The sequence below is a fragment of the Acidovorax sp. KNOB132 genome, from assembly GCF_057541515.1.
In genome coordinates, this window is the sequence record NZ_BAAJYT010000021.1 from 1 (window position 1) to 26892 (window position 26892).

The following is a 26892-nucleotide window of genomic DNA, read 5'->3' on the forward strand; positions in this document are numbered from 1 at the left end:
CATCGCCCCCCCACCCCCGGGTGGACCCGGTGGTCCGGGCGGGCCCGGCGGAGCGGGGGGCGCCAGCAGCGCGAGCGCATCGTCCGGCAGCACCACCTACGACGTGCTGGACACGAACGAAGACGGTGTCGTGTCGGCCTCGGAACTGGCGGCGGCCAGCACCACCAGCACATCCGGCGGCACGACGGATGCGGTCACCGCGCTGTTCAATGCCATCGACACCGACGGCGACCAGCAGCTCAGCGCCAGCGAGTCGTCGTCGTTCATCGACCAGCTGACGCAGTGGGCGACGGCCAATGCCACCAGCACGGCCAGCAGCAGCAGTACCGGCCAGGACGACGGCACCGCCAGCGCCTCCCGCAGCGGCCAGCGGCTGGACCTGACCCAGCTGGCCGAACAGGCACGCCGGCAATACGCGGCGGCCGCCAGCGCGTGGAGCACCAGCAGCAACGCCAGCACCTTGAGCGCCCTGGCCTGAGAGGGCCGCCGGCCGCGCCCGCAGGCACCGGGCGCCCGGCCCCTGGTTTTGCCGGTCCACGCAGTGCTGCACAGCCCGTCAGTGGACGAGCTGCGTGGACCGGCACCCCGCGCCGATGGCATTGGAGCAAAAAACAGCTCCAGCGCAATATCATCTAGGGCATATAGCTATATTTTTTATAGCAAACTCATCGGCATGCCTGCCACGCTGCCGTCCGTATCCCCGGGCAAAGGCGCTGGCCGTATCAAATGGATACAACGGAATGACCGGATGCTGCGTACACACTCACTGTCGTTCCTTCAGTGAAGCCATTGATGCCCCCCATCCAGAAACCCGACGCTCCCGCCGGGGCCACGCAATCGCCCCCATCCCAGGGTGCCCCCCTGCCCTTCAACGAGCCGCAGCGCCTGGAAGCCCTGGAAAAATTGCGCGTGCTCGACACCCGCCCCGAACAGGCTTTCGACGACCTCACCATGCTGGCGTCAGCGGTGTGCCAGGCGCCGATCGCGCTGATTTCGCTCATCGACGCGGAGCGGCAGTGGTTCAAGTCGCGCACCGGCATGGACACCCCCGAAACCCCGCGCGAGCTGGCCTTTTGCGCCCATGCCATCCTGCAGCCCGACTACGTGTTCGAGGTGCCCGATGCGCACCTGGACCCGCGTTTTGCCGGCAACCCGCTGGTCACCGGCGAGCCGGGCATCCGGTTTTATGCCGGTGCGCCACTGGTGACCTCGGACGGCATGCCCATCGGCACCGTCTGCGTGATCGACCGCGAGCCCCGCACCCTGACGGACGCCGAGCGCCGCGCGCTCGAATCGCTGGCCCGCCAGGTGGTGACCCAGCTGGAGCTGCGCCAGGCCATGGCCGGCCTCGAACTGGAGAGCATGACCGACGGGCTCACCGGGCTGTGGAACCGGCGCTGCCTGGACCGGCAGTTGCGCACCAGCTGGGACGAAGGCAAGCAGGCGGGGCAGCCGCTGAGCCTGGTGATGGTGGACCTGGACCATTTCAAGCGCGTCAACGACGAACTGGGCCACCCGGCCGGGGACGACATCCTGCGCCATGCGGCCGAAGTGGTCCGCAGCCATGTGCGGGCGGGCGATTTCGTGGCCCGCTTCGGCGGCGAGGAATTCTGCGTGGTGCTGCCCCAGACGCACGCCACCGGCGCCCGCCTCGTGGCCGAGAAGCTGCATGCGGCATTGAATGCCAGCACCTGGCCGCACCGGCCGGTCACCGCCAGCTTCGGGGTGGCCACGGCGGGGTTCGAGGAGGTGAGCGATCCCCACGCGCTGCTGGCGCGGGCCGACCGGGCGCTCTACGTGGCCAAGGATTCGGGGCGCAATCGGGTCAGCGTGTTCGACGGCTGGTCCTGAGCGGGGGCCGCCGCCCGGCGGTCCGGATCAGCCCAGCCGGTGCAGCAGTTTGAGCACGGCGCAGGGGTAGATGGCATGTTCCTGCGCCAGCACGCGCGCGGCCAGCGCCGGCGCCGTGTCGCCGGGCAGCACCGGCACCACGCCCTGGGCGAGGATGGGGCCGCAATCGAGTTCGGCCGTCACCTCGTGCACGGTGGCGCCGGCCACCTCGCAGCCCGCATCGATGGCGCGCTGGTGCGTGTGCAGCCCCGGAAAGGCGGGCAGCAGCGAGGGATGGATGTTGACCAGCCGCCCGGCGTAGCGCGCCACGAACGCGGGCGTCAGGATGCGCATGAACCCCGCCAGCACCACCAGCGCCGGCGCATGGGCGTCGATGCGCTCGGCCAGCGCCGCATCGAAGGCCTCGCGCGAATCGAACGCCCGGTGGTCCAGCGAATCCGTGGCGATCCCCTCGGCCCGGGCCCAGGCCAGGCCCGCGGCGTCGGCCTTGTTGCTCAGCACGGCCGCCACCCGGGCGCCGTGGCGGCCGGCCCAATCCTGCTGGCGCGAAGCATTCACGATGGCTGCCATGTTGGAGCCGCTGCCGGAGATCAAAATCACGATGTTCTTCATTGCCGGAAATTATCCCCCGCCATGCCCTTCGATCCCCGCACCCGCCCCCTGTCGCCCACCGAGGCCCGCGTGCTCGCCACGCTGATGGAAAAAGCCCGCACCGTGCCCGACAGCTACCCCCTCACGCTCAACGGCGTGCTGACCGGCTGCAACCAAAAGAGCAGCCGCGACCCGGTGATGCAGCTGACCGAGTCCCAAGCCCAGGAGGCGCTCGATTCACTGCGCCTGCGCACACTGGCGGTCGAGATCGGCGGCAACCGGGCGACGAAGTTCGAGCACAACTTCCCGCGCGGCATCGGCGTGCCCGACCAGTCGGCGGTGCTGCTGGCCCTGCTGATGCTGCGCGGACCGCAAACCGCGGGCGAGTTGCGCATCAACTCGGAACGCTGGCACCGGTTCGCCGACATCTCCTCGGTGGAGGCCTTCCTGGACGAGCTGCAGTCGCGCAGCGAAGAAAAAGGCGGCCCGCTGGTGGTGCAGCTGCCGCGCGCGCCCGGCGCCCGCGAGCAGCGCTGGGCCCACCTGCTGTGCGGCCCGGTCGATGCGAGCCAGTACGCCGCCGGTGCCTCGACCGCCGAGGCCCCCGCCGCCCAGGGACTGGCCCCGCGCGTGGCCGCGCTGGAGGCCGAAGTGGCCCAGTTGCGCGCCACGGTGCAGCGCCTGTGCCAGGAACTGGGGCTGGAGGCAGCGCAGCCGCAAGGCGCTGCGCCCGTGTCGCCGCCCGGACAGGAGTAAAAAGCACGACCGTGCTACAACCGGCGGATCGGCTCGAACCGGCAGCCCCAGGAGACACACCGCATGGATCTCGCATTCACCCCCGAAGAACAGGCCTTCCGCGAAACGATTCGCGCCTGGGTCAAAGAGCATCTCCCCCCGGAGATTTCCCACAAGGTGCACAACGCCCTGCGCCTGACGCGGGGCGACATGCAGGGCTGGGCCAAGATCCTGGGCAAGAAGGGCTGGCTGGGCTTCGGCTGGCCCAAGGAGTTCGGCGGCCCGGGCTGGACCGCCGTGCAAAAGCACCTGTTCGAAGAGGAATGCGCCCTGGCCGGCGCGCCGCGCATCATCCCCTTCGGTCCGGTGATGGTGGCGCCCGTCATCATGGCCTTCGGCAATGCCGAACAGCAAAAGCGCTTCCTGCCCGGCATCGCCAGCGGCGAGGTGTGGTGGAGCCAGGGCTACAGCGAGCCCGGCGCGGGCTCGGACCTGGCCTCGGTCAAGACGCGCGCCGAGCGCGTGGGCGACCACTACGTGGTCAACGGCCAGAAGACCTGGACCACGCTGGGCCAGTACGGCGACTGGATGTTCAACCTCGTGCGCACCAGCACGGAAGGCAAGCCGCAGACCGGCATCTCGTTCCTGCTGCTCGACATGAAGTCGCCCGGCGTCACCGTGCGTCCCATCCGATTGCTGGACGGCGAGTGCGAGGTCAACGAGGTCTTCTTCGACAACGTGAAGGTGCCCGCCGAGAACCTGATCGGCGAAGAGAACAAGGGCTGGACCTATGCCAAGCACCTGCTGAGCCACGAGCGCACCAACATCGCCGACGTGAACCGCAGCAAGCGCGAGCTGGAGCGCTTGAAGCGCATCGCCCGCGCCGAGGGCCTGTACGACGACCTGCGCTTTCGCGACCAGATCGCCCTGCTGGAGGTGGACATCGTGGCGCTGGAAATGCTGGTGCTGCGGGTGCTGTCGGCCGAAAAATCCGGCAAGAACTCACTGGACATCGCGGGCCTGCTCAAGATCCGCGGCAGCGAGATCCAGCAGCGCTATGCCGAACTGATGATGCTGGCCGCCGGCCCCTTCAGCCTGCCCTTCATCGAAGAGGCGATGGAGGCCGGCTGGCAGGGCGATGCGGGCGCCGGCGCGCTGGGCGGATTCCCGGGCGGCGAGGTGGCCAACGCACCGCTGGCCGCGAATTACTTCAACCTGCGCAAGACCACCATCTACGGCGGCTCCAACGAGGTGCAGCGCAACATCGTCGCCCAGACCGTTCTGGGCTGAACCCCACCCCCTCCCGCCAGGGCGAGAACTTCGCCAGGAGTGAAAAAAATGGACTTTGATTTCTCGGACGACCAGCAATCGCTGCGCGACGCGGTGCGCCGCTGGGTGGACAAGGGCTACACCTTCGAGCGCCGCCGCGGCATCGTGGCCGCCGGCGGCTTCGACCGCGCGGCCTACAACGAATTGGCCGAGCTGGGCCTCACGGCCCTGACCGTGCCCGAGGCGCACGGCGGCCTGGGCCAGGGCCCGGTGGACGCCATGGTGGCCCTGGAGGAACTGGGCCGGGGCATCGTGCTGGAGCCGCTCGCCCAGGCCTTCATCGCCAGCAGCGTGCTGGGCCAGTACGCACCCGAATCCGTTCAGGCCGACTGGCTGCCGCGCATCGCCAGCGGCGAGGCCCTGGTCGTGCTGGCGCAGCAGGAGCGCAAAGCCCGCTATCGCCTCGACGTGTGCGAAGCCACCGCGGCGGCGGCGCCATCAGGGCATGCGCTGACAGGCCTCAAGAGCATCGTTCCGGCCGGCGACCAGGCCGATGCCTTCTTGGTGCCCGCCCAGTGGAACGGCGCGATCGCCCTCTTCCTGGTCGAACGCGGCGCGCCGGGCGTCACCACGCGCGGCTACGTCACGCAGGACGGCAGCCGCGCGGCCGAGGTGCAGTTGGCCGACGCACCCGCCACGCTCGTCACCACCGACGGGCTGGCCGCGCTGGCCCTGGCGGTGGACACCGGCATCGCCGGCGTGTGCGCCGAGGCCGTGGGCGTGATGGACCAGGCCGTATCGCTCACCGTGGACTACATGAACCAGCGCAAGCAGTTCGGCGTGGTGATCGCCAGCTTCCAGGCCCTGCGCCACCGCGTGGCCGACATGAAGATGCAGCTGGAGCTGGCGCGCTCGATGAGCTACTACGCCAGCCTCAAGCTCAACGCCCCGGCGGACGAGCGCCGCCGCGCCATCGCCCGCGCCAAGGTGCAGCTGGGCCAGTCGATGCGCTTCGTGGGCCAGCAATCGGTACAGCTGCACGGCGGCATCGGTGTGACCGACGAATACATCGGCAGCCACTACTTCAAGACGCTCACCCAGTTGGAGATGACCTACGGCGACACGCTGCACCACCTGGGCGAGGTATCGGCGCGCATGCAGGACACGGCCGGCGTCTTCGCCTGACGGGGCGGGCCTGGCGTGGCGCAGCGCGCTATTCGGACAGCACCTCGAAGGCGAGGAACTGGCTGATCTGCGTATCGTTGAAGTTGTTGTCGGACACCATCACCAGACTGCGGTGGCCGTTGGCCAGACGCGGCCCCCAGGCCATGCCCTCGATGTTGTCCAGCGTGCGCAGGCCCAGCGTGTTCAGGTTGAGCACCAGGCGCTTGCGCACCGGCGTGAAGCCGCCCGAACCCAGCGAGGCCATGCCGCTCACGTCGCTGGCGCCTTCGGTGTCGATCTCGTACAGGCGGATGTGCATGCGGTACAGATCGTCGCTGCCCTGCACGCCCGAGCGCTCCAGCACCAGGAAGCGGTGGTCGTCCACCGCCAGCATTTCCGAAACGCCGTTGTCCGCGTTCTTGCCCGTGCCGGGCACCGCCTGGATGGGATCGACCGGATAGGCCACCTGGCGCAGCAGCGCACCGCTGCGGTTGTATTGCAGCATGCGTGAATACGCGCCCGCCGTGGGCGTGGGCACCGGGCCGTCCTGATAGAGCGGCGCCTCCATGGCCACCCACAGCGATGCGCCATCGGCCGAGAAGCTGAGCCCCTCCAGCGTGAGGTTGTTGCGCGCGCCGGTCGCCTGCGTGGGCGACATGCGATAAGGCGCTGGCCAGGGCAGCGCGCCCAGGGCCCGGCCGCTGGCATCAGCATGCATCACGAACGGGTCCAGGCCCAGGCTGCGGTCGCCCTCGCTGGTCCACCACAGGCTGCCGTCGCGCGGATCGATGCGGATCGCCTCCGGATCGGGCACGGGGCTCGTCGCCGTGGAGGCCGTGCGCGCGGGGTACACGCTGCCGTCCGCCTGGCGCAAGGGCATGGTGCCCAGGAACTGCACGGGTGCGAATGTGGATGGGTCGAACTGCAGGCGCGCGGTATAGAAGCGCGCGGGGTTCTTGTCCGAGCGGTCGTCGCTGACCAGTACCCAGGTGTCGCGCGCGGCGTCGTAGTCGATGCCCGAGAGCCCTCCCACCAGGGTGCCGCCCACCTGCAGCGTGTTCGGCACGGTCTGCTCGCCGATCAGGCGCACGCTGATGTCGCGGGCACCGCCGTCGCTGCCCCCACAGGCGGCAAGGCACACGGAGAGGATGGCAGCGCAGGCAAGGGGTCTGAACATGGACGACTCTTCGGTCAAGGGGATGGCGGGGGTGGACAGCGCCGGACCTTAGCGAGCCCGCATGACAGGCTGATGGCACTCACGGCCCGGCATTTGGCGGGGAAATTTCACACATTCCGAAAGATGGAATTTCGCTATAGTGGCCGCCCCAACAACATCTCGGAGGTTTTTCCGCCATGCGCACCTTGATCCAACAGATTGCGGCCATTCCCCTGATGGCCCTCATGGCCACCAGCGCCTGGAGCCACGGACCGGGCCACGGCCCTGGCGGAGGCAACGGCAGCCCGCCGCGCGAAGTCGTCGGCTACTTCACTTCGTGGGGCATCTATGCGCGCAACTTCAAGGTCAAGGATCTGGTCGCCCAGGGAGGCGTTCCCGCGGTGACCACCATCAACTACGCGTTCGGCAACGTGCAGCCCGCGCAGGCCGGCGGCGCCGGCCCGGTGGTCTGCCAGCTGGGCGATGCCTACGCCGATGTGGAGCGCGCCTGGGCCGCCGAAGAGAGCGTGGACGGCCAGGCGGTCGATGCCAGCCAGCCGCTGCGCGGCAACTTCCAGCAGTTGCTCGCGCTCAAGCGGGCCTACCCCGGCACCAAGGTCCTGATCGCACTGGGCGGCTGGAACGGATCGAAATGGTTCTCCGATGCCGCGCTCACCGCCGAATCCCGCAGCGCGCTGGTCACCTCCTGCATCGACCTGTTCATCAAGGGCCGGACCGACGGCAGCACCACGGGCAACGGACCGGCCGCCGGCGTGTTCGACGGCATCGACATCGACTGGGAATACCCGGCCGCGGAAGGCGCCGAGGGCAACACCGTGCGACCCGAAGACACCCGCAACTTCACGCTGCTCCTGCAGGAGTTTCGCCGCCAGCTCGATGCGATCGACCCGCAGCTGCGCCTGACCATCGCCGCGCCGGCCGGCCCGCAGACCGCCGCCAAGATCGAACTGGCCGAAGTGGCCCGGTCGCTCGACTTCATCAACGTGATGGCGTATGACCTGCACGGCGCCTGGGAAAGCACCACCAACCACCAGGCCGCGCTCGCGCCGAACCCGAACGACCCGGCCCGCGCGCAGAAACTCTCGGTGGTCGAGACCGTGGGCCGATACCTGCAGGCGGGCGTGCCCGCGTACAAGATCGTCGTCGGGGCGCCTCTGTATTCGCGCGGCTGGACGGGCGTGACCAACGCCCAGCGCGGCCTGTACCAGGCGGCCACGGGCATTCCCGCCGGCACGTACGAGGCGGGCATCGAGGACTACCAGACCCTCCAGGCCAAACCAGGCTTCACCCGCTACTGGGATGCCCATGCACGCGCGGCCTGGCTGTTCGACGGCACCACATTCTGGACCTTCGACGATGCGCAGACCCTGCGCGAGAAGGCGCGCTTCGTGAAGCTGGCACGCCTGCGCGGCATGATGTTCTGGGAGCTGTCGGGCGATGGCGGCGAGCTGGTGCGCGCCGTGGGCAACGAACTCTCGCGCTGAACGATCACTAATCGATCATCAGGGCTCAGAGGCCGCTGACACCCATCGGGTATTAGCGGCCTTTTCATGCCAGCGTCAGGAAGGTTGGAGATATGCACGCGGCACCTGCTCGGCGCGACACCAGCCACGTCACGACACCCTCGCAGCAGCGCGGCAAATTCCCCGAAGGACGTATAGCGAATCCGGGATAATTCACGCAATCCCGAAGGCGCCGAGCACTGCGCCCCCCTATTTCCCCCCCTCCAGACATGAGCGCAACACCTCTCGCAGATCCCAATCGTAAACACCTTGAAACAGCCAGGACGCAAATTCTCGCGGGCGAGTTGCAAAAAGCCGCGCTCACGCTGAACAAGGCTCAGAAGCAATCCCCCAACGACCCCCGCGTTTTCATGCTGGCAGGCCTGATGGCGGAAAAAGCCGGCAACCTGCCCAGGGCATTCGAGGCGCTGCGCCACGCCGTAGCCATCTCTCCGGAATGGGCGCCTGGCCTGCTGGAACTGGCGATGCTGCTGGCTCGCCAGAACCAGTTCGAGGAAGCGCTGAGTACGGCGGAGAAGGTCGCCCAGCTCGAACCAACGAACTTGGTAGCGCTGGCCGGCGTGATTGACATAGCACACCGTGCGGGTCACTTAGACATGGCGATCCGCCACCTCCGTCGGGGGTTACAACTCGTGCCGGGGGATCCGCAACTGCGCCGCCTGCTAGCGCGCGATCTCAGCAGCCAGGGTGCGCATGGCGAATCCATCGAAATGTGGAGCGGCTTGATCGACGAGAACGCCGCTGACACCGAGTCGCTGCTGGGCCGCGTGAATGCCCACATTGCCGCCGGCACGCCTGGTCGAGCGATTGCCGACACAACGACGCTGCTGGAACTGGCCCCTGGCGACTCGGTCTATGCCTACTACGCCGCGCTGGCCCATGGCGTGACGCCGAAGCACCAGCCACCGGAGCTGAACCGCGGCCTCTTTGACAGCCTGGCCGATATGTACGACCAGCACATGGTGCGCGGCCTGCGCTACCAGCTACCCAAGCGCGTGGCGGACAAGATCCTCGAACGCTTTCCGGACAAGAAGCTCAACTTGCTGGACCTGGGCTGCGGCACGGGCCTGCTTGGCGTGTGCCTGGGCCGGCTGGACGGCTTTTTGATCGGCGTGGACATCTCGATGAAGATGATCGAGCAGGCCGGCCGCCACAACGTGTACGACCGATTCCACCACGTCAACCTGCTCGACGCCCTACAGGAAACGCCCGACGCCATCTACGACGTGCTGGCCGCGCTGGACGTGTTCATCTACACCGGCGACCTGACCGAGACCGTTCCCAACGCCCTGCGCATCCTGGTGCCCCAGGGCGAGCTGATCTTCTCTTGCGAGACCTCGGACGAAGCGGGCCCGGACATGGTGCTACAGCCCAGCGGCCGCTACGCCCACAAGCGCAGCCACGTGGTGGCTCTGTGCAAGGCGGCGGGCTTCGAAACCGTGGAAGTGGAAGACACCGTGCTGCGCTACGAGAACAACGCGCCCGTGCAGGGCTTCATCGTCACGGCGCGCAAGGCGGTCTGACGGCGGGAGCGCCCACGGCGCCCCCCAAAGAAAAAGCGCGGCCGTTGCCGCGCTTTTTTCACGCCCTCGTGCGCGGGGTCAAAACCCCAGCGCGTGCGGCAGCCAGGTCGAGATGGCAGGCACGAAAGTCAGCAGGATCAGCACCGCCAGGTGCGCCAGCAGGAAGGGCGGCAGCTCCCGCGTGAGGGCCGCCAGCGGCACCTTGGTGGCCACCGAGGTCACGAACAGCAGCCCGCCCACGGGCGGCGTGATCATGCCCAGGGTGAGGTTGACGATCACCACCATCGCGAAGTGGATCGGATCGATGCCCAGCGCCGCCGAGATGGGCGCCAGGATCGGCACGAGGATCATCACGCCCGGCAGCGGCTCCATGAAGATGCCGAACAGCAGCAGCAGGATGTTCACCGCGATCAGGAAGGTGACGGGCGACAGGTTCCACCCCACGATGGTCTCCGCCAGTTGCTGGGGAATGCCTTCGATCGTCAGCACCCAGGCGAACGCGGCCGACGCTGCCACCACCAGCAGCACCGATGCGGTCAGCAAGGCCGAGCGCGCGGCGATGTGGGGCAGCGCCTTCCACTCCAGCGTGCGGTAGATCCATTTGCCGCAGATGAGCGCATAGAACACCGCCACCACCGACGCCTCGGTGGGCGTGAAGATCCCGAAGCGGATGCCCACCAGGATCAGCACGACCAGCATCAACGCCGGGATGGCGCGAATGCTGTTGGACAGCATCTCCGCGCGGCTCGGCCGTGGCTCGCGCGATCGGTAATCGCGGCGCACGCACACGCGCCAGTTGACGAGCGCCATGGCCGCAGCGATCAGCAGCCCGGGCGCGAAGCCGGCGATGAAGAGCGCCCCCACAGACACCTGCTCGTCCTGCAGCGCATAGATGATCATGATGATCGAGGGCGGAATGATGGGGCCCACGATGGCCGTGCTGGCGGTGAGTGCCGCCGCGTAGGCACGCGAATACCCGGCCTTGTCCATCATCTTCACCATCATGGAGCCGGGCCCCGCCGCATCGGCCAGGGCCGAGCCTGAGATGCCCGAGAACAGCGTGAGTGACAGGATGTTGGCATGCCCCAGCCCGCCGCGCAGGTGGCCCACGAACTGCGCCGCGAAGCGCAGCAGCACCACGGTGAGCGCGCCGCCGGACATGATCTCGGCCGCGAGGATGAAGAACGGCACCGCCATCAGCGGGAAGCTGTCGATGCCGGTGAACATCTCCTTGAACACGATCAGCTGCGGATAGCGCCCGCCCACGAACACCGCGATCGCGGCCGACATGGCCAGCGCGAATGCGACGGGAAAGCCCAGTGCCATCAGGACGATGGCGGAAACGAAGAGGGTGATGGCCATGGGTCAGGTCCTTCGGAACATCACAGCGACGCGGCGGACTCGGCGTCCATTTCGTCGGACTCGACATAGCGCCCATCCCGTACATAGCCCCGGGCCATGAACAGCAGGTGCACGAACAGCAGCAGGAAGCCCACCGGCATCGCCGAATAGATCCAGGCGAACGCGATGTCGGTGGCCGGCGTGGTCTGGAACCGCGTGGCCCACACGTACTGCACCGAGAACCACGCCATCACCAGGAAGAACACGCCCAGCCCCGCCACGATCAGCCCGCGCAGCCAGCGCGCGCCAGTCTGCCCCAGCGTGTGGTGCAGGTTGTCGATGGCCACGTGCCCGCCGAAACGCAGCACCAGTCCGGCCCCGAGGAACGTGCCCCAGATCATCAGGTGCCGGGCCACCTCCTCCGCCCAGACGATGGAATCACCCGTGGTGTAGCGCAGCACCACGTTGGCGAAGACGATGCAGGCCATGGCCAGCAGCAGGATGATGAGCAGCCAGCGGTTGCAGGCCACCAGCGCGCGCTCGAATCGATTCAGCATGGGAGGGAGGGCACCTGCCGGTGCCAATCTGTCGGTCGGTCGATCAAAACGGAAAAAGCCCGGCCAGGCCGGGCAGAGGAAAAGCGCACGCCGGACAGGCTCCGGCCGCGCCGGCCACCATCACTTCGTGCCGGTGATCTGGTCCAGCGTCTTCTGGCCGAACTTGGTGGCGTATTGCTTGTAGGCGGGCTCCAGGGCCTTCTGGAAGGCCGACTTGTCGACCGACTCCACGACCTGCATGCCGGCCGCCTTGACGTCTGCCAGGCCCTTTTGCTCCACGTCGTCCACGAACTTGCGCGAGGCCGCCGCACCCGCCTTGGCACCCTGGGTGAAGCTGGCCTTCTGCGCATCGCTGAGGCTCGACCAGAGGTTGGGCGACACGATCAGCGCCATGGGCGCATAGACGTGGCCGGTCAGCGAGAGGTATTTCTGCACCTGCGGCAGCTTGGCGGAAACGATCACCGACATCGGGTTCTCCTGCCCATCGATCGTGCCCTGCTGCAGCGCACCGATCACCTCGGGCCAGGACATGGGCGTGGGCGAGGCGCCCAGCGTGCGGAAGGCCGTGATGTGCACGGGGTTCTCGGTCACGCGGATCTTGAGGCCCTTGAGGTCTGCCGGCGTGCTCACCGGATGCTTGTTGTTGGTCAGGTGGCGAAAGCCCTGCTCGCCCCAGGCCAGGGCGATCAGGCCCCGGCCCTTGAACTTGCCCAGCAGGTCCTGGCCGAACGGGCCGTCCAGCACCGCGCGGGCATGGGCCGTGTCGCGGAACAGGAAGGGAATGTCCACCACGCCCACATCGGGCACGAAGTTGCTCAGGGCGCCGGTGGAGACGATCACCGCCTCCACGGTGCCCAGCTGCAGGCCTTCGATCAGCTCGCGCTCGCCACCCAGGGCGCTGGAGGGGAACTGCTTGAACTTGAAGGCGCCGTTGGTGCCTTTCTCGACCGTGTCGGCCCAGGCCTGGGCGGCTGCGCCGTAATGCGAGTTGATCGCCAGCGCATAGCCGACCTTGATTTCCTTGGCCTGCTGGGCGAACACGGGAAGGATGGGCAAGCCGGCAACGGCGGCGGCCAGCAACAGGCGGCGGGAAGCAATGCGCATGGAAACGGTCCGATCTGGCCCCCGGGGGGCGTTGTGACAAAGGAGGCAGGATTATTCCCGCAGCCCCGGCCCCCAGCCCTCGGGGAAAGTACCTGCGCAGGCGCTTTTTTTCGATCAGTCCAGCAGGCGGGACGATTTGGGCACATGCGCCATCAAAAACTCCATCTGGTCCGCCAGGATGCGGCGGTTGCGCAGGATGAAGTCCTCCCACAGGCTGGGCACGTAGGGCGCGTAGAGCAGCGGCATGTGCGCCTGCTCGGGCGTGCGCGGGCCCTTGCGGTGGTTGCAGGGGCGGCAGGCCGTGACCACGTTCATCCAGTGGTCCACGCCCTGGCGCGCATAGGGCACGATGTGCTCGCGCGTGAGGTCTTCTTCGTGGAAATACCCGCCGCAATACGCGCAGACGTTGCGGTCGCGGGCGAAAAGCTTGCCGTTGGTCAGGCTGGGCTTGAGGTTGAACGGGTTGATGGCCGGCACGCCCTTGGTGCCGATGATGCTGTTGACGCCGATGACCGACTGCTCGCCCGTCACGGCATTGTGGCCGCCGCGGAACCGGGCGATCTGCGCGCCGGATTCCCAGCGCACCTCGCCCGCGGCATAGTGAATGACCGCCTGTTCCAGCGAAATCCACGATTGGGGCAGCCCCTGGGCCGACAACTTCAAGACCTTCACAACTCGCCTCCTGGAACAACGATGCACACAAGGATTCGGAACGCTGATGTCTCACGGGCGGCGTGCCAAGGCCGGCCTGTAGCTCACAATATACTCCGTTCATGACAAATTGGCGTCCAGCGCTTGATACACCTGCGCACGGCGCTATCAAAAGTAAAGCACTCCGATGAAGATCTTTCGAGGCTTCCATCACCCCGACATTGCATCGGCCTGCGCCCTCACCATCGGCAATTTCGACGGCGTGCACCGTGGGCACCAGGCCATGCTGGCGCTGCTGAACAACGAGGCGGCCCACCGCGGCGTGCCCAGCTGCGTGCTGACGTTCGAGCCCCACCCGCGCGACTATTTCGCCGGCGCCCGCCAGCGCCCCGAACTGGCCCCCGCCCGCATCGGCACCCTGCGCGACAAGCTGGACGAACTGCGCCGCTGCGGCGTGCAGCAGACCGTGGTGCTGCCCTTCAACGAACGGCTGGCCAGCCAGCCGCCGCAGGCGTTCATCGAGGACGTGCTGGTGCGCGGCCTGGGCGCGCGCTACGTGCTGGTGGGCGACGATTTCCGCTTCGGCGCGCAGCGCGCGGGCGACTACGCCATGCTGGACGGCGCCGGACGCAGCCAGGGCTTCGAGGTGGCCCGCATGAACAGCTACGAGGTGCATGGCCTGCGGGTATCGAGCTCGGCCGTGCGCGAGGCCCTGGCCGCCGGCCGCATGGAAGACGCCGCGCGGCTGCTGGGCCGGCCCTATGCCATCTCGGGCCACGTGGTGCACGGGCGCAAGCTCGGCCGTGAGCTGGGCGCCAGCCGCGAGGGCGCCGGCGACGGCTTTCGCACGCTCAACCTGCGCTTTGCCCACTGGAAGCCCGCTGCGGGCGGCATCTTCGTGGTGCGGGTGCACGGCCTGGCCGCCGAGCCCCTGCCGGGCGTGGCCAACCTGGGCGTGCGCCCGTCGCTCGATCCCCGGGACGTGAACGGCGGCCGCGTGCTGCTGGAGACGCACTGCCTGGACTGGCCCCGCGATCTGGGGGCCGAAGGGGCGTACGGTAAAATCGTCCGCGTGGAACTCCTGCACAAACTGCACGACGAGCTGAAATACGACAGCTTCGACGCCCTCACCCGCGGCATCGCCAGGGACTGCGATAACGCGCGGGCGTATTTCTCCGCCTCCACGCACGCCGAGACCCGTCGCCAGACCACGCGCGACCGAATTTGACGGTCCCCGTGCCGCAGCGCAGCCCTGCGGCCCCGTCCGCCCCCTCATCTTCTTTCTCTTCCTGCGTTCCAGGCCATGGCCCGGAACGGCCCGCTCCTTAGGTCTTGCCATGTCCGAGAACACGAACGCCACCCCCACCCCTTCCACCGGCACGGACTACCGCGCCACGCTCAACCTGCCCGACACCGCCTTCCCGATGCGCGGCGACCTGCCCAAGCGCGAGCCGGGCTGGGTGAAGGAATGGGACGAAAAAGGCATCTACAAGAAGCTGCGCGACGCCCGCTGCGGCGCACCGAAGTTCATCCTGCACGACGGCCCGCCCTACGCCAACGGCCAGATCCACATGGGCCATGCGGTGAACAAGATCCTGAAGGACATGATCACCAAGGCGCGCCAGCTCGAAGGCTTCGACGCGCTGTACGTGCCTGGCTGGGATTGCCACGGCCTGCCGATCGAGAACGCCATCGAGAAAAAGCACGGCCGCAACCTGAGCCGCGACGACATGCAGGCCAAGAGCCGCGCCTATGCCACCGAGCAGATCGCCCAGCAGATGGGCGACTTCCAGCGCCTGGGCGTACTGGGTGAATGGAACAACCCCTACAAGACGATGAACTTCGCCAACGAAGCAGGCGAAATCCGGGCGTTCAAGCGCGTGATGGAGCGCGGCTTCGTGTACCGGGGCCTGAAGCCCGTGTACTGGTGCTTCGACTGCGGCTCATCCCTGGCCGAGTTCGAGATCGAGTACCAAGACAAGAAGAGCACCACGCTGGACGTGGCCTTCAAGGCGCACGAGCCCGCGAAGCTGGCCGCCGCCTTCGGATTGAGCGCTTTGCAGAAAGATGCCTTCGTGGTGATCTGGACCACCACCGCCTGGACCATCCCCGCCAACCAGGCGCTGAACCTGAACCCCGAAATCACCTATGCGCTGGTGGACACCGAGCGCGGCCTGCTGGTGCTGGCCGAATCGCTGGTGGAAGACTGCATGGCCCGCTACGGCCTCACCGGCCAGGTGCTGGCCACGGCGCTGGGCGAAAAGCTCGGCGGGCTGGAGTTCGAACACCCGCTCTACGACGTGAAAAGCGAAGACGGCAGCCATGGCTACCGGCGCCTGTCGCCCGTGTACCTGGCCGACTACGCCACGGCCGACGACGGCACCGGCATCGTGCACTCCTCTCCCGCCTACGGCCTGGAGGATTTCAACTCCTGCCGCGCGCACGGCCTGGCGCTGGACGACATCCTGAACCCCGTGCAGGGCAACGGCACCTACGCGGCCGACTTCCCCCTGTTCGGCGGCCAGCACATCTGGAAGGCCGTGCCGGTCGTCATCGAGGCGCTGCGCAACGCTGGCCGCCTGATGACCACCAAGGACATCACCCACAGCTACCCGCACTGCTGGCGCCACAAGACCCCCGTGATCTACCGAGCCGCCGCGCAATGGTTCATCCGCATGGACGAAGGCGAAGGCGTGTTCACGAAGGACAAGGCGCCCAAGACCCTGCGCCAGACGGCGCTGGAAGCCATCGAGCACACCAGTTTCTACCCCGAGAACGGCAAGGCCCGGCTGCACGACATGATCGCCAACCGGCCCGACTGGTGCATCTCGCGCCAGCGCAGCTGGGGCGTGCCGATCCCGTTCTTCCTGCACAAGGACTCGGGCGAGCTGCATCCGCGCACCATGGAGATCATGGACCAGGCGGCCGATATCGTCGAGAAGGGCGGCATCGAGGCCTGGAGCCGTGTGACGCCCGAAGACATCCTGGGCGCCGAGGACGCCGCCTGCTACACCAAGAGCACCGACATCCTGGAGGTGTGGTTCGACTCCGGTTCCACCTTCTTCCACGTGCTGCGCGGCACGCACCCGAACGTGCACCACGACACCGGCCCCGAGGCCGACCTGTACCTCGAAGGCCACGACCAGCACCGCGGCTGGTTCCACAGCTCGCTGCTGCTGGCGAGCGCGCTGGAGGGCCGCGCGCCCTACAAGGGCCTGCTGACCCACGGCTTCACCGTGGACAGCCAGGGCCGCAAGATGAGCAAGTCGCTGGGCAACGGCATCGATCCGCAGGAGATCAACAAGAAGCTCGGCGCCGAGATCATCCGCCTGTGGGTGGCCGCCAGCGACTACTCGGGCGACATCGCGGGCGACGACAAGATCCTGGCGCGCGTGGTGGACGCCTACCGCCGCATCCGCAACACGCTGCGCTTCCTGCTGGCCAACGTGAGCGACTTCGATCCGAAGGCCGACGCCGTGCCGTTCGACCAGATGCTGGAGATCGACCGCTATGCGCTCACGCGGGCCGCCGAATTCCAGGCCGAAGTGCTGGCCCACTACCAGGTTTACGAGTTCCATCCCGTGGTGGCCAAGCTGCAGCTGTACTGCTCGGAAGACCTGGGCGGCTTCTACCTCGACGTGCTCAAGGACCGCCTGTACACCACGGCGCCCAAGAGCCTGGCACGCCGCAGCGCCCAGACCGCGCTCTACCAGATCACGCACGCCATGCTGCGCTGGATGGCGCCCTTCCTGTCGTTCACGGCGGAAGAGGCGTGGAAGGTGTTCGGCACCTCCGAATCGATCTTCCTGGAAACCTATGGCGCTATCGCGGGCGCCGACGAAGGGCTGCTGGCCAAGTGGGCCCGCCTGCGCGCCATCCGCGATGCGGTGAACAAGGAAATCGAGGCGCTGCGCGCGGCCGGCCAGGTGGGCTCGTCGCTGCAGGCGACGGTCACACTGACCGCCGCCCCTGAAGACCACGCGCTGCTCGCCAGCCTGGGCGACGACCTGAAGTTCGTCTTCATCACGTCCGCGATCGAACTGGTGGCGGGCGATGCGCTGCGGATCAGCGTGCAGGCCAGTACCGACACCAAGTGCGAGCGTTGCTGGCACTACCGCAGCGATGTGGGCCAGGACCCGGCCCACCCGACGCTGTGCGGCCGCTGCACCAGCAACCTGTATGGCGCCGGCGAAGCGCGGGAGCACGCGTGATGGCCCGCAGCAGCTATTCGTCTTCATCTTCCACGGGCGGCAAGATGTGGCCCTGGCTCGTCTGGGCACTGCTGATCCTGATCGCAGACCAGTTCACCAAGACGTTGATCCTGGGCTACTACCGGCTGGGCGATGCCACCTACATCACCGGCTTCTTCAACATCGTGCGTGCGCACAACACGGGTGCGGCCTTCTCCTTCCTGGCGGATGCGGGTGGCTGGCAGCGCTGGGTGTTCACGGGCATCGGCGTGGCGGCCACGCTGTTCATCGTGTGGCAGTTGCGCGCCCATCCCGGGCAGAAGCTGTTTTGCTTCGCGCTGTCCAGCATCCTGGGCGGCGCCGTGGGCAACGTGGTGGACCGCATGATGCACGGCTACGTGGTGGACTTCCTGGACTTCCACGCGCGGGGCTGGCACTTTCCGGCCTTCAACCTGGCGGACTCGGCCATCACGGTGGGCGCGGCCTGCCTGATCCTGGATGAACTGCTGCGGGTGAAGCGCTCGTCCTGAAGACCGGGCGCCGACAGCGCGCCCTGCCCGGCAACACGCTGGCTGCGGCAAGCGTCAGGCGCCTTTGTCACGCAGCCGTCTGGCGGCATCCAGCAACCCGGGCACTTCCTGCGTTGCGCTTCGTATGCCTGCGCCGACGTCCATCTGCCGCGCGACGCCCACGGCCAGCACCTCATTGAGCAGAGCGCGCTGGGTCCGGCGAAGGTTGGGATTCAAGGCCCGCACTTCAGGAGGAACGCGGGCCTTGGCAACATCGACGGGGGCCTGTAGCTTGAGTTGCACTCGCCGCTCGAACCCCCGGCCCACCACCGCCATGGAAGGAAAGACCGTGTGTGGCGCGTAGCGCATCGTGGGTCCGACCTCGCGCAAGCCCTGGTCGAAGCGGGCCAGCAGAGATGGCGAGTTCCCGGTCAAAGCCGTCTCCATTTCAGCCCTGTCTTTCAAGCCCGAGGCATGGCCGTGCTCCAGGCTCAGGGTGAAGTCGCCGGCATCACCTGCCCATTGGCTGTCTGCAGAAAAGACTGCGGGTCCGCGAAGCCAAGGGTCCAATACCATGTGGTAATCCGGCCCCCGCCCGTCCCTCAGCTCTGCCCAGTCGTGGTCGATCCACTGCGACTTCACGAGGTAAATGAACTCCCCCTTGTCGGTGCCTGAGCTGGCTTCTTTCAACAGAGGGACATGCAGCATGATGGTCAAGGCAGCGAACTCTGCACAATTGCCGGCCTGGGCCAGAATTCCTCCGGCAGCGTAGGCCACAACTCGCGGCAGGCCGTGCTCCACCAGCATGTTCTTCACAAGCCGGCCCGCTTCGACCCTCCTGGAGCTTTCGTGACCGAATCGCGCAATGTCGTCTTTGACGTTGCCGCGACCGCTCGGCAACAGCGCTCTGACCTGCTCGACCGTGGCGGTGGCGTTGCGCAGGCGCGTAAGGTCAGGCCCTTCCACATGCCGGCCATCGATGGCCCGTGCCATGACATAGCCGCGCAACTGCCGGTCCACTGCGGGGGACAGGGTTTGGCGGGGGCGAAGCAGGCCTTCTATTACGGCGATACCGGCGGCTTTACGCGAATGCAGTCCGTGGACAGGTACCGCGCACCCGCAGGCGGAGTCTCGACCAGTGGAAGGGGGTCCGACACCCGGCCTGGGCGCCAGCGCGGCAGGCGGACGGCCCCGGGATGAAAGCGGTGACACCATAAGTCGGCTCCTCGATTCTGGCGCCCGGTTTGAAAGGGACAGGCCGCAGGCGCCGGACAAGGGCATGCGTCCTTCGACCATCCGAGTCCGCCTCATGCCGAACTGGAACACACAGGTTAAGCACGACATCGCCCTGCGTCCATGCGGGCCGCGAAGACACCCGTTGGCGGACGAACCCTCGGACTTTGCTCCCACCGCGCGCGACTGTCATCACGCCGTCACGCCGCCCCGCTCCAATGCCATGAAATCGATTACATGGCCTTTTGCAGCCCCATCCCATTCCCATGACCATCCAGGACGTCGCCCGCGAAGCCGGGGTTTCGGTCGCCACCGTGTCCCGCGCGTTCAATCTGCCGGACAAGGTCACCCCCACCACGCGCGACCTCGTGCTCGGCGTGGCCGAGCGCCTGGGCTACGCGCCCAACGCCAGTGCCCGCACCCTGCGCACGCAGCGCAGCCGCGTCATCGGGGTGGTGTTGCCCACGCTGCTCAATCCCGTGTTCGCGGAATGCCTCGAAGGCATCGCGCGCGCCGCGGCGCTGGCGGGCTATGCCATCCTGCCATTCACCACCGACTACGTGATCGCCCAGGAAGAGCGCGCCGTGAATCTGCTGCTGGCGGGCGACGTGGACGGCATGATCCTCGTGGTCTCTCAGCCCGAGTCCTCCACGGCGCTCGCACGCCTGGCGGCATCCGCCCTGCCCTACGTGCTGGCCTACAACCGGCACCCCGGCCACCCCTGCGTCTCGGTGGACAGCGAAGGCGCCGTGGCGACCTGGTAGCACGGCTGGTGGCCCTGGGGCACCGGCGCATCGCCATGGTGAGCGGCCAGTTGGCCGCATCGGACCGCGCACAGCAGCGCTGCCGCGGCTTTCGACGCGGCATGGCCGCTGCCGGGCTGACGCAGGCGCCGGTGGTCGAAGTGCCTTTCGTGGAAACCGCGGTGGAGGACGTGGCGCAGTGGCTGCGCGGGGCCGAGCGCCCGACCGCCCTGGTCTGCTCCAACGACCTGATTGCGATCCGCTGCCTGCGGGCCGCCCACCAGGCGGGCCTCGCCGTGCCGCGCGATCTCAGCGTGGTGGGCTTCGACGGCATCGCGCTGGGGCAGGACCTGACCCCCGTGCTGAGCACCGTGGCCCAGCCCAATGCGGACATCGGCCGCTGCAGCGTGGAACTGCTGATCCAGGCCATGGCCGCCGATGCGCCGCTGGCGCCACAGGCCAGCCTGACGCTGCCCCATCGCTTCCGTGCCGGCGAATCCTGCGCAGGCGCCTGACCGACAGATCCTGCAACCCACTCCCCCAACCCATCCCTTCCTTCGTTCTGCTTTTCTGGAGCCCTCGATGAAACACACCTTGCAAACCCTGATCCGCACCACCGTGCTGGCCTTCGGCCTGGCCTCCGGCGCCGCCGCGATGGCGCAAACCGCCATTTGCTACAACTGCCCGCCCGAATGGGCCGACTGGGGCAGCCAGCTCAAGGCCATCAAGGCCCGCACGGGCGTGACCGTTCCGCCGGACAACAAGAACTCCGGCCAGGCCCTTGCCCAGATGGTGGCCGAGCGCGCAAGCCCCGTGGCCGACGTGACCTACCTCGGCGTGACGTTCGCCATCCAGGCGCAGAAAGACGGCGTGGTGGGCACCTACCAGCCCGCCGGCTGGAAGGACATTCCGGAAGGCCTCAAGGACCCGGCGGGCCATTGGTTCACCATCCACTCGGGCACGCTCGGCTTCATGGTGAACGTCGATGCGCTCAAGGGCAAGCCGGTGCCGCAATCGTGGGCCGACCTGCTCAAGCCCGACTACAAGGGCCTGATCGGCTACCTCGATCCGGCCTCGGCCTTCGTGGGCTATGTGGGCGCGGTGGCGGTCAACCAGGCGCGCGGCGGCTCCATGGACAACTTCGCCCCCGGCATCGATTACTTCAAGGCACTGCAGAAGAACGAGCCCATCGTGCCCAAGCAGACGGCCTACGCCCGCGTGCTGTCTGGTGAGATCGCCATCTTGCTGGACTACGACTTCAACGCCTACCGCGCCAAGTACAAGGACCAGGCCAACGTGCAGTTCGTCATCCCTGCGGAAGGCACCGTGGTCGTGCCTTACGTGATGAGCCTGGTGGCCAATGCCCCGCATGCGGCAGACGCCAGGAAGGTGCTGGACTTCGTGCTGTCCGACGAAGGCCAGGCGCTGTGGGCCAACGCCTACCTGCGCCCGGTGCGCGCCAATGCCATGCCCAAGGAAGTGCAGGCCCGCTTCCTGCCGGCCAGCGACTACGCGCGCGCCAAGACCGTGGACTACGGCCGCATGGCGGCTGCGCAAAAGGCGTTCTCCGACCGCTATCTGAAGGAAGTGCAGTAACGCCATGCGCCACGATGGTTCCGCTCCCTCGCGCCCGGTGCTGCTGGCGTGCGCCGCGCCTGCCGTGGCGTTCTTCGCGGCGTTCTGGCTGCTGCCCGTCGCCCTGCTGCTGGCCCTGCCGGCGGGCAAGGGCTGGGACACCTACTTCGCGGTGCTGACCCATGCGCGCTACCTGCAGAGCCTGCTGCAGACGCTGGGACTGTCGCTCGCCGTCACGCTGGCCACGCTGGTGCTGGGTGCGCTGGTGGGCATCACGCTGGCGCGCCAGCGCTTTCATGGCCGTGCGCTGCTGCTGTCGCTGCTGACGCTGCCGCTGTCGTTCCCCGGCGTGATCGTGGGCTTTTTCATGATCCTGCTGGGCGGGCGGCAGGGGCTGGTGGCCGACCTGTCGGAGGCGCTGGGCGCCGGCCGCACCACGTTCGCCTATGGGCTCACCGGCCTGTTCCTGGCGTATCTGTATTTCTCGCTGCCACGGGCCATCGCCACCTACACGGCGGCGGCCGGCAGCATGGATGCGCAGCTGGAAGAAGCGGCCCGCTCCCTGGGCGCCTCGCGCTGGCGCGTGGCGCGCGATGTGTGGGTGCCCGAACTGGCGGCCACGACGCTGGCCTGCGGCGCGATCGTCTTCGCCACGGCCATGGGCGCGTTCGGCACGGCGTTCACGCTGTCGGCCAAGTTCGAGGTGCTGCCCATCACCATCTACAACGAGTTCACCAACTATGCCAACTTTGCGCTGGCGGCCAGCCTTTCGATCACGCTCGGGCTGATCACCTGGATGGTGCTGTGGGTGTCGCGCCGCGTGTCCGGCACCACCGCTTTCTGAAGGAGCCGAAACCATGCGAAACGCAAGACAGGCCCCGGCGCTGCTGATGGCGCTGACCGCCCTGGTCGCGCTGTTCATGATCGCGCCCATCGCCCTCTCGGTGGTGGCCGGTCTGGTCCACAACTACAGCGTGGGCCTGAAAAGCGGGCTCACGCTGCGCTGGCTGGGCGAGGTGTGGGAGAACTACGGCGGCACGGTGGGCTGGTCCCTGGTGCTCGCGCTGCTGTGCGTGCTGGGCAACCTGTTGCTGGGCGTGCCCTGCGCCTATGCCCTGGCGCGCAGCCGCTCCCGCTGGGCCCGGCTGTTCGAAGAACTGCTCACCCTGCCCGTCGCCGTGCCGGGCCTGGCCAGCGCGCTGGCGCTCATCCTCGCCTACGGGCAGCTTTCGGGCTTTCGCCAGAGCTTCGCCTTCATCCTGGTGGGGCACATGGTGTTCACGCTGCCCTTCATGGTGCGCACCGTGGGATCGGCATTCCAGAAGAACGAACTGCGCTCGCTCGAAGAGGCCGCGCGCTCGCTGGGCGCCAGCTTCGCGCAGCGCTTTCTGGGCGTGCTGGTGCCGGCCGTGCTGCCGGCCATCGTGGCGGGCAGCCTGATGGTGTTCACGCTCTCGGTGGGCGAATTCAATCTCACCTGGATGCTGCACACCCCGCTCACCCGCACGCTGCCCGTGGGGCTGGCCGACAGCTATGCCTCGATGCGCATCGAAATCGGCTCGGCCTACACGCTGGTCTTTCTGATCGTCATCCTTCCCGTGCTGTGGGGCCTGCAGGCCATCGGCACCTTCATCGAGAAACACCATGGAACTTGAACGCACGCGCGTGGACGTGGTCCAGTGCGCCAAAACCTATGCCGACGGCACCCGCGGCCTGCAGCCCACCGACCTGACCGTGGAGCCCGGTGAGGTGATGGCCCTGCTCGGACCGTCGGGCTGCGGCAAGACCACGCTGCTGCGCCTGATCGCCGGGCTGGAGGCCCCCGATGCGGGCAGCCGCATCGCTTTCGGAAATACTGACGTGACCCGCATGCCGATCGAGCAGCGCGGCGTGGGCATGGTGTTCCAGCACTACGCGCTCTTTCCGCAAATGACGGTGCAGGCCAACATTGGCTATGGCCTCAAGATCCGCGGGGTGGCCGAAAGCGAGCGCCGCCGCACCGTGGGCGAACTCGTCGATCTGGTGCGCCTGGGCGGCCTGGAGAAAAAAACGCCCGGCCGAACTCTCCGGCGGCCAGCGCCAACGGGTGGCCCTGGCCCGCGCCGTGGCCGCGCGCCCGCGCGTGCTGCTGCTGGACGAGCCGCTCACCGCGCTGGATGCCAAGCTCAAGGAATCGCTGCGCGACGAACTGGCCGACCTGCTGCGCCGCCTGCACATCACGGCGATCCACGTCACCCACGACCAGCAGGAAGCCCTGGCCATTGCCGACCGCCTGGCCGTGATGCATGCGGGCCGCATCGTGCAGGTGGGCGACGGCGAGGCGCTGTACCGCACGCCCAGCCACCCGTTCGTGGCCACGTTCCTGGGCCGGGTGAACCGCATCGTGCCGGCCGTGGACCCCAGCGCAGCGCGGGGACTGCCGCACCTCACGGCGCTGCAGGCCTGCGACGCCCCTTCGGCTCCGGCCGACGCGCTGCTCGTGCGCCCCGAGGACGTCGAGGTGGGGCCGACCCTGGCCGACTGGGGGACCGCCGCCGTGACGCGCCGCAGTTTCCTGGGCGACCGCGTGCAGCTCACGCTGGCCGTTTCGGGGCATGCGCCCCTCCTGGCCGATGTGCACCGCGACCATCCCGCGCGCGAGGGCGAGCGGGTAGGCTTTCGCATCGCCACGCACCGCCTGCTGTCCGTCACCGAAAGCCTCAGCGCATGACCCGCATGACTCGCATGAACACCACCACCCTGCTCCTGCAGCTCTCCGACCTGCACATCCGCGAGCCCGGCCGGCTGGCCTATGGCCGGCTGGACACCGCCCCCTACCTGCGCCAGGCTGTGGACACGGTGCTGCGCATGCCTCAGCGCCCGGATGCCGTCGTGGTCACCGGTGACCTGACCGACTTCGGCCGGCCTGCGGAATACGGCCACCTGCGCGACCTGCTGGCGCCACTCGGGGCCATGCCGCTCTACCTGCTGCCCGGCAACCACGACGACCGCGAGCAACTGCGCGCCAGCTTTCCCGAGCACGCCTACCTGGGCGAAGAAGGCTTCGTGCAATACAGCGTGCCGGTGGGCGGGCTGCAGCTCATCGCGCTCGATACCGTGGTGCCCGGCGCCAGCGAAGGCGGCCTGTGCGAGGCACGGCTCGCCTGGCTGGAGCGCCAACTGGAAGCGCACCGCGGCAGGCCCGTGGTGATCGCCATGCACCACCCGCCGTTTCGCACGCTCATCGGCCACATGGACGCCATCGGCCTGCTGGAAGGCGCCGAAGCGCTGGAGGCCATCGTGGCGCGGCACGCCAACGTGGAGCGGGTGGTCTGCGGCCACCTGCACCGCGCCATCCAGGTGCGCTTCGGCGGCACGCTGGCAGCGACCGTGCCATCGCCCGCGCACCAGGTGTGCCTGGACCTGGCGCCCGACGCCGCCTCGGCCTGGACGCTGGAGCCGCCGGGCTTTGCGGTGCATGCGCTGCCGCAGGACGGGCGGCTGGTCAGCCACATCGCGGCCAGCGGGACATATCCCGGGCCGTATCCGTTCCATGAGGCGGGGCAACTCATCGATTGAGGATCTCGTCCACCGAAACCCATTCGCCGCGATGGCGCCGCTCGGCACGGCTTCGCTCATCGGCTCCTCGGAAAAATCTCTTCCATGAAGTAGCCCTCGATCCTAGTCAGATGCTCCACACCGTTGCGCATGCGGGCTTTGATGTCGCTGATCGATGCTGCCAGTTCACTGAATTTCGCTCCAGGGTTCATGGCCGCCGCATCGCGCCACTGCTTGAGCTGCCGAGGATCCAGCCGGGCGCTCAGCGTTTCGTCGGCCAGTTGTTCCACCAGATCGCCATGGCCTTGAAGCAGTTCATCTTTAGTCGCCAGCACCTGCTCCAGGTTTTGGATCTTTCTACCCATCGCCTGGACGTTTCCGAGCAGTTCCAGCACGCCACTGACGTGATATCTCATGTTCATGGTGCGGAGCGACAACAGGGCCTGCGCCATTTCGTGGCGCTTTTCGTCTGCCGCTCTCTGTGCCAGCGCGGCGGCTGATTCGGCAGCCGCCGTGCTGGCAACATGTGTGGGGGAAGCCGGTGCGGAGCCCTCGGTCGAAGAAGCGCTGGCCACCGGCAGGGTCGATGCGATCAATGCACCGTCACGGGGGCTGGCAGCCGATTTCGGAGATTCCGACTGGGTGGACGCCACGTTGGCCTCCACGTCGATCTGCACACTTTCATTCGCTTCCGTTGCAGCATCTGTTTTTGCTTCCGTGTGCGTTTCCAGATCCGCGTCCCAATCCGACCGCGCGTCCATGAAGACGTCCGTATCGGAGTCAGCGTCCGATTCAGGTTCTACCTCCAGCCGCGCATGCATCTCGCGCGCCGCAGCCTCCGCTGTCTGGAACACCGCTTCCAGGTTCACCGATGCAGCCTGCACCCATTTTTTTGTAGCTCTCCGGCGTCGCGCTCCCGTCCAAGCCGTTCATCTGCTTGCGCATTTCCGATTGAAAGCGCAGCGAATCGGCTTTGAGGCTCGCCATGCTTTGCAGACGCTTGATCCGGATCTGCATTGCCGCCGGGTTTTCGGCCACTGACTTTTCTGGTTGGCCGACATACCCCTGCATCCTCAGAATCCCTGCGGCTGCGAGGTCGCGCCATGCGTCGGTATTTTCCACGGGCGGAGGGCCCGAGCGGCCTGTAGAGGCGACGGCGACAGCCTTGGCCTTGCCGGCACGCGCCTCGGCAAGCGCCGCCGCACGGGTCGCCGAGGCTGACGCAGCGGTGCCGGATACGGCCGGTTCGCGGTGACGCACCCCGGCTGGTCGGGAAAGTTTCGGCGGAGGGGGACGGCGGGTGGGCGGCGGCCCCGAATCCTCGGGTTTGGTTTGCAGGGCCAGCGCTCTGCCCTGCAAGCCCAGTGTCGCTGCGGACATGGAATTGGACCTGCGTTGCGGTGCGCCCTCCTGGATGCGCTCCTCAACGGAGCGGGCAACGCGCGGCGGAGACGTGATTTCTTTGAGGTGGACCATGGCTTCTCCCTTGAATGCTTTAGTGGAAGGGCCGAGGGTAGGAACGGGCCTGACCCACCGCGCCGCAGCGCCCGAAGCCCTTGCCCGGCGCGCGAAACCCGGGCCATCCCGTGCCATCCAGGCCACCCGGCACACCGATCCGA

At 67.6% G+C, this 26892-nt stretch carries 23 protein-coding genes and 2 pseudogenes; 16 read left to right on the forward strand and 9 right to left on the reverse strand.

Annotation, left to right across the window (positions count from 1 at the left end):
* The coding region (locus AC27IO_RS05715) for an EF-hand domain-containing protein (protein WP_498737801.1) at positions 1–478 on the forward strand (478 nt) is incomplete at its 5' end.
* Between the two features lie 314 nt (positions 479–792).
* Entirely contained in the window at positions 793–1851 is a 1059-nt protein-coding gene (locus AC27IO_RS05720; protein WP_498737803.1) for a sensor domain-containing diguanylate cyclase, read from the forward strand.
* Positions 1852–1878: 27 nt separating this feature from the next.
* On the opposite strand, the gene purN is transcribed toward AC27IO_RS05720, so the two are convergent.
* Positions 1879–2463: a phosphoribosylglycinamide formyltransferase gene (purN, locus tag AC27IO_RS05725; RefSeq protein ID WP_498737805.1), complete on the reverse strand. Its 585-nt coding sequence runs from the start codon at positions 2461–2463 to the stop codon at positions 1879–1881.
* A gap of 21 nt (positions 2464–2484) precedes the next feature.
* On the opposite strand from purN, the gene AC27IO_RS05730 reads away from it, so the two are divergent.
* From AC27IO_RS05730 to AC27IO_RS05740, 3 genes are all read left to right on the forward strand, one after another.
* Complete coding sequence (locus AC27IO_RS05730) at positions 2485–3198, forward strand: YceH family protein (RefSeq protein WP_498737807.1); 714 nt, start codon at positions 2485–2487, stop codon at positions 3196–3198.
* A 63-nt stretch (positions 3199–3261) separates the two neighbouring features.
* Positions 3262–4467 carry an acyl-CoA dehydrogenase family protein gene (locus AC27IO_RS05735; RefSeq protein WP_284405788.1) on the forward strand — a complete coding sequence of 402 codons (1206 nt, stop codon included), beginning with the start codon at positions 3262–3264 and terminating at the stop codon, positions 4465–4467.
* Positions 4468–4515: 48 nt separating this feature from the next.
* A complete protein-coding gene (locus tag AC27IO_RS05740; protein ID WP_284429090.1) occupies positions 4516–5631 on the forward strand; it encodes an acyl-CoA dehydrogenase family protein in 1116 nt (371 codons plus the stop codon).
* A 28-nt stretch (positions 5632–5659) separates the two neighbouring features.
* Here the strand turns inward: AC27IO_RS05740 and AC27IO_RS05745 are convergent, their stop codons facing one another.
* The gene (locus AC27IO_RS05745) at positions 5660–6787 is read right to left on the reverse strand and encodes an esterase-like activity of phytase family protein (RefSeq protein WP_498737810.1); all 1128 of its coding nucleotides are present in this window, start codon (positions 6785–6787) and stop codon (positions 5660–5662) included.
* A gap of 176 nt (positions 6788–6963) precedes the next feature.
* Here AC27IO_RS05745 and AC27IO_RS05750 point away from each other — a divergent pair, with 176 nt between their 5' ends.
* Positions 6964–8271 (forward strand): glycoside hydrolase family 18 protein, encoded by a 1308-nt coding sequence (locus AC27IO_RS05750; protein WP_498737812.1) that lies wholly within the window; start codon positions 6964–6966, stop codon positions 8269–8271.
* Positions 8272–8519: 248 nt separating this feature from the next.
* Positions 8520–9833, forward strand: coding sequence for a tetratricopeptide repeat protein (locus AC27IO_RS05755; RefSeq protein WP_498737814.1), 1314 nt, complete (start codon positions 8520–8522; stop codon positions 9831–9833).
* Positions 9834–9911: 78 nt separating this feature from the next.
* On the opposite strand, the gene AC27IO_RS05760 is transcribed toward AC27IO_RS05755, so the two are convergent.
* The 4 genes from AC27IO_RS05760 to AC27IO_RS05775 form a co-directional block, all read right to left on the reverse strand.
* Positions 9912–11195, reverse strand: a complete 1284-nt coding sequence (locus AC27IO_RS05760) for a TRAP transporter large permease (RefSeq protein WP_272564644.1) — start codon at positions 11193–11195, stop codon at positions 9912–9914.
* Between the two features lie 20 nt (positions 11196–11215).
* Complete coding sequence (locus AC27IO_RS05765) at positions 11216–11731, reverse strand: TRAP transporter small permease (protein WP_284429093.1); 516 nt, start codon at positions 11729–11731, stop codon at positions 11216–11218.
* A 120-nt stretch (positions 11732–11851) separates the two neighbouring features.
* On the reverse strand, positions 11852–12835 hold the full coding sequence (locus AC27IO_RS05770) for a TRAP transporter substrate-binding protein (protein WP_272564647.1): 984 nt from the start codon (positions 12833–12835) through the stop codon (positions 11852–11854).
* A gap of 114 nt (positions 12836–12949) precedes the next feature.
* A complete protein-coding gene (locus tag AC27IO_RS05775; protein WP_498737817.1) occupies positions 12950–13507 on the reverse strand; it encodes an HNH endonuclease in 558 nt (185 codons plus the stop codon).
* A gap of 166 nt (positions 13508–13673) precedes the next feature.
* Between AC27IO_RS05775 and AC27IO_RS05780 the strand changes: the two genes are divergently transcribed.
* From AC27IO_RS05780 to lspA, 3 genes are all read left to right on the forward strand, one after another.
* A complete protein-coding gene (locus AC27IO_RS05780; protein ID WP_498737818.1) occupies positions 13674–14714 on the forward strand; it encodes a bifunctional riboflavin kinase/FAD synthetase in 1041 nt (346 codons plus the stop codon).
* A 109-nt stretch (positions 14715–14823) separates the two neighbouring features.
* Positions 14824–17697: an isoleucine--tRNA ligase gene (gene ileS, locus AC27IO_RS05785; RefSeq protein WP_498737820.1), complete on the forward strand. Its 2874-nt coding sequence runs from the start codon at positions 14824–14826 to the stop codon at positions 17695–17697.
* Positions 17697–18206 (forward strand): signal peptidase II, encoded by a 510-nt coding sequence (gene lspA, locus AC27IO_RS05790; RefSeq protein WP_317354690.1) that lies wholly within the window; start codon positions 17697–17699, stop codon positions 18204–18206. Before ileS ends, lspA begins: the two co-directional genes overlap by 1 nt.
* Positions 18207–18260: 54 nt before the next feature.
* Here the strand turns inward: lspA and AC27IO_RS05795 are convergent, their stop codons facing one another.
* Positions 18261–19205, reverse strand: coding sequence for a hypothetical protein (locus AC27IO_RS05795; RefSeq protein WP_498737822.1), 945 nt, complete (start codon positions 19203–19205; stop codon positions 18261–18263).
* A gap of 479 nt (positions 19206–19684) precedes the next feature.
* Here AC27IO_RS05795 and AC27IO_RS05800 point away from each other — a divergent pair.
* The 6 genes and pseudogenes from AC27IO_RS05800 (at position 19685) to AC27IO_RS05825 (ending at position 25294) form a co-directional block, all read left to right on the forward strand.
* A pseudogene (locus AC27IO_RS05800) lies at positions 19685–20676 on the forward strand (LacI family DNA-binding transcriptional regulator).
* A 67-nt stretch (positions 20677–20743) separates the two neighbouring features.
* The gene (locus tag AC27IO_RS05805; RefSeq protein WP_317354681.1) at positions 20744–21757 is read left to right on the forward strand and encodes an ABC transporter substrate-binding protein; all 1014 of its coding nucleotides are present in this window, start codon (positions 20744–20746) and stop codon (positions 21755–21757) included.
* A gap of 4 nt (positions 21758–21761) precedes the next feature.
* Positions 21762–22580: an ABC transporter permease gene (locus AC27IO_RS05810; RefSeq protein WP_498737825.1), complete on the forward strand. Its 819-nt coding sequence runs from the start codon at positions 21762–21764 to the stop codon at positions 22578–22580.
* A 13-nt stretch (positions 22581–22593) separates the two neighbouring features.
* A complete protein-coding gene (locus AC27IO_RS05815) occupies positions 22594–23391 on the forward strand; it encodes an ABC transporter permease (protein ID WP_284429102.1) in 798 nt (265 codons plus the stop codon).
* Positions 23381–24446, forward strand: a pseudogene (locus AC27IO_RS05820) (ABC transporter ATP-binding protein). The gene AC27IO_RS05815 and the pseudogene AC27IO_RS05820 overlap by 11 nt, the downstream one beginning before the upstream one ends.
* Positions 24443–25294, forward strand: coding sequence for a phosphodiesterase (locus tag AC27IO_RS05825; protein ID WP_498737826.1), 852 nt, complete (start codon positions 24443–24445; stop codon positions 25292–25294). The pseudogene AC27IO_RS05820 and the gene AC27IO_RS05825 overlap by 4 nt, the downstream one beginning before the upstream one ends.
* Before the next feature lie 56 nt (positions 25295–25350).
* On the opposite strand, the gene AC27IO_RS05830 is transcribed toward AC27IO_RS05825, so the two are convergent.
* Positions 25351–26142 (reverse strand): hypothetical protein, encoded by a 792-nt coding sequence (locus AC27IO_RS05830; RefSeq protein WP_498737827.1) that lies wholly within the window; start codon positions 26140–26142, stop codon positions 25351–25353.
* Entirely contained in the window at positions 26066–26749 is a 684-nt protein-coding gene (locus AC27IO_RS05835) for a hypothetical protein (protein ID WP_498737829.1), read from the reverse strand. Before AC27IO_RS05835 ends, AC27IO_RS05830 begins: the two co-directional genes overlap by 77 nt.
* Positions 26750–26892: the final 143 nt, after the last annotated feature.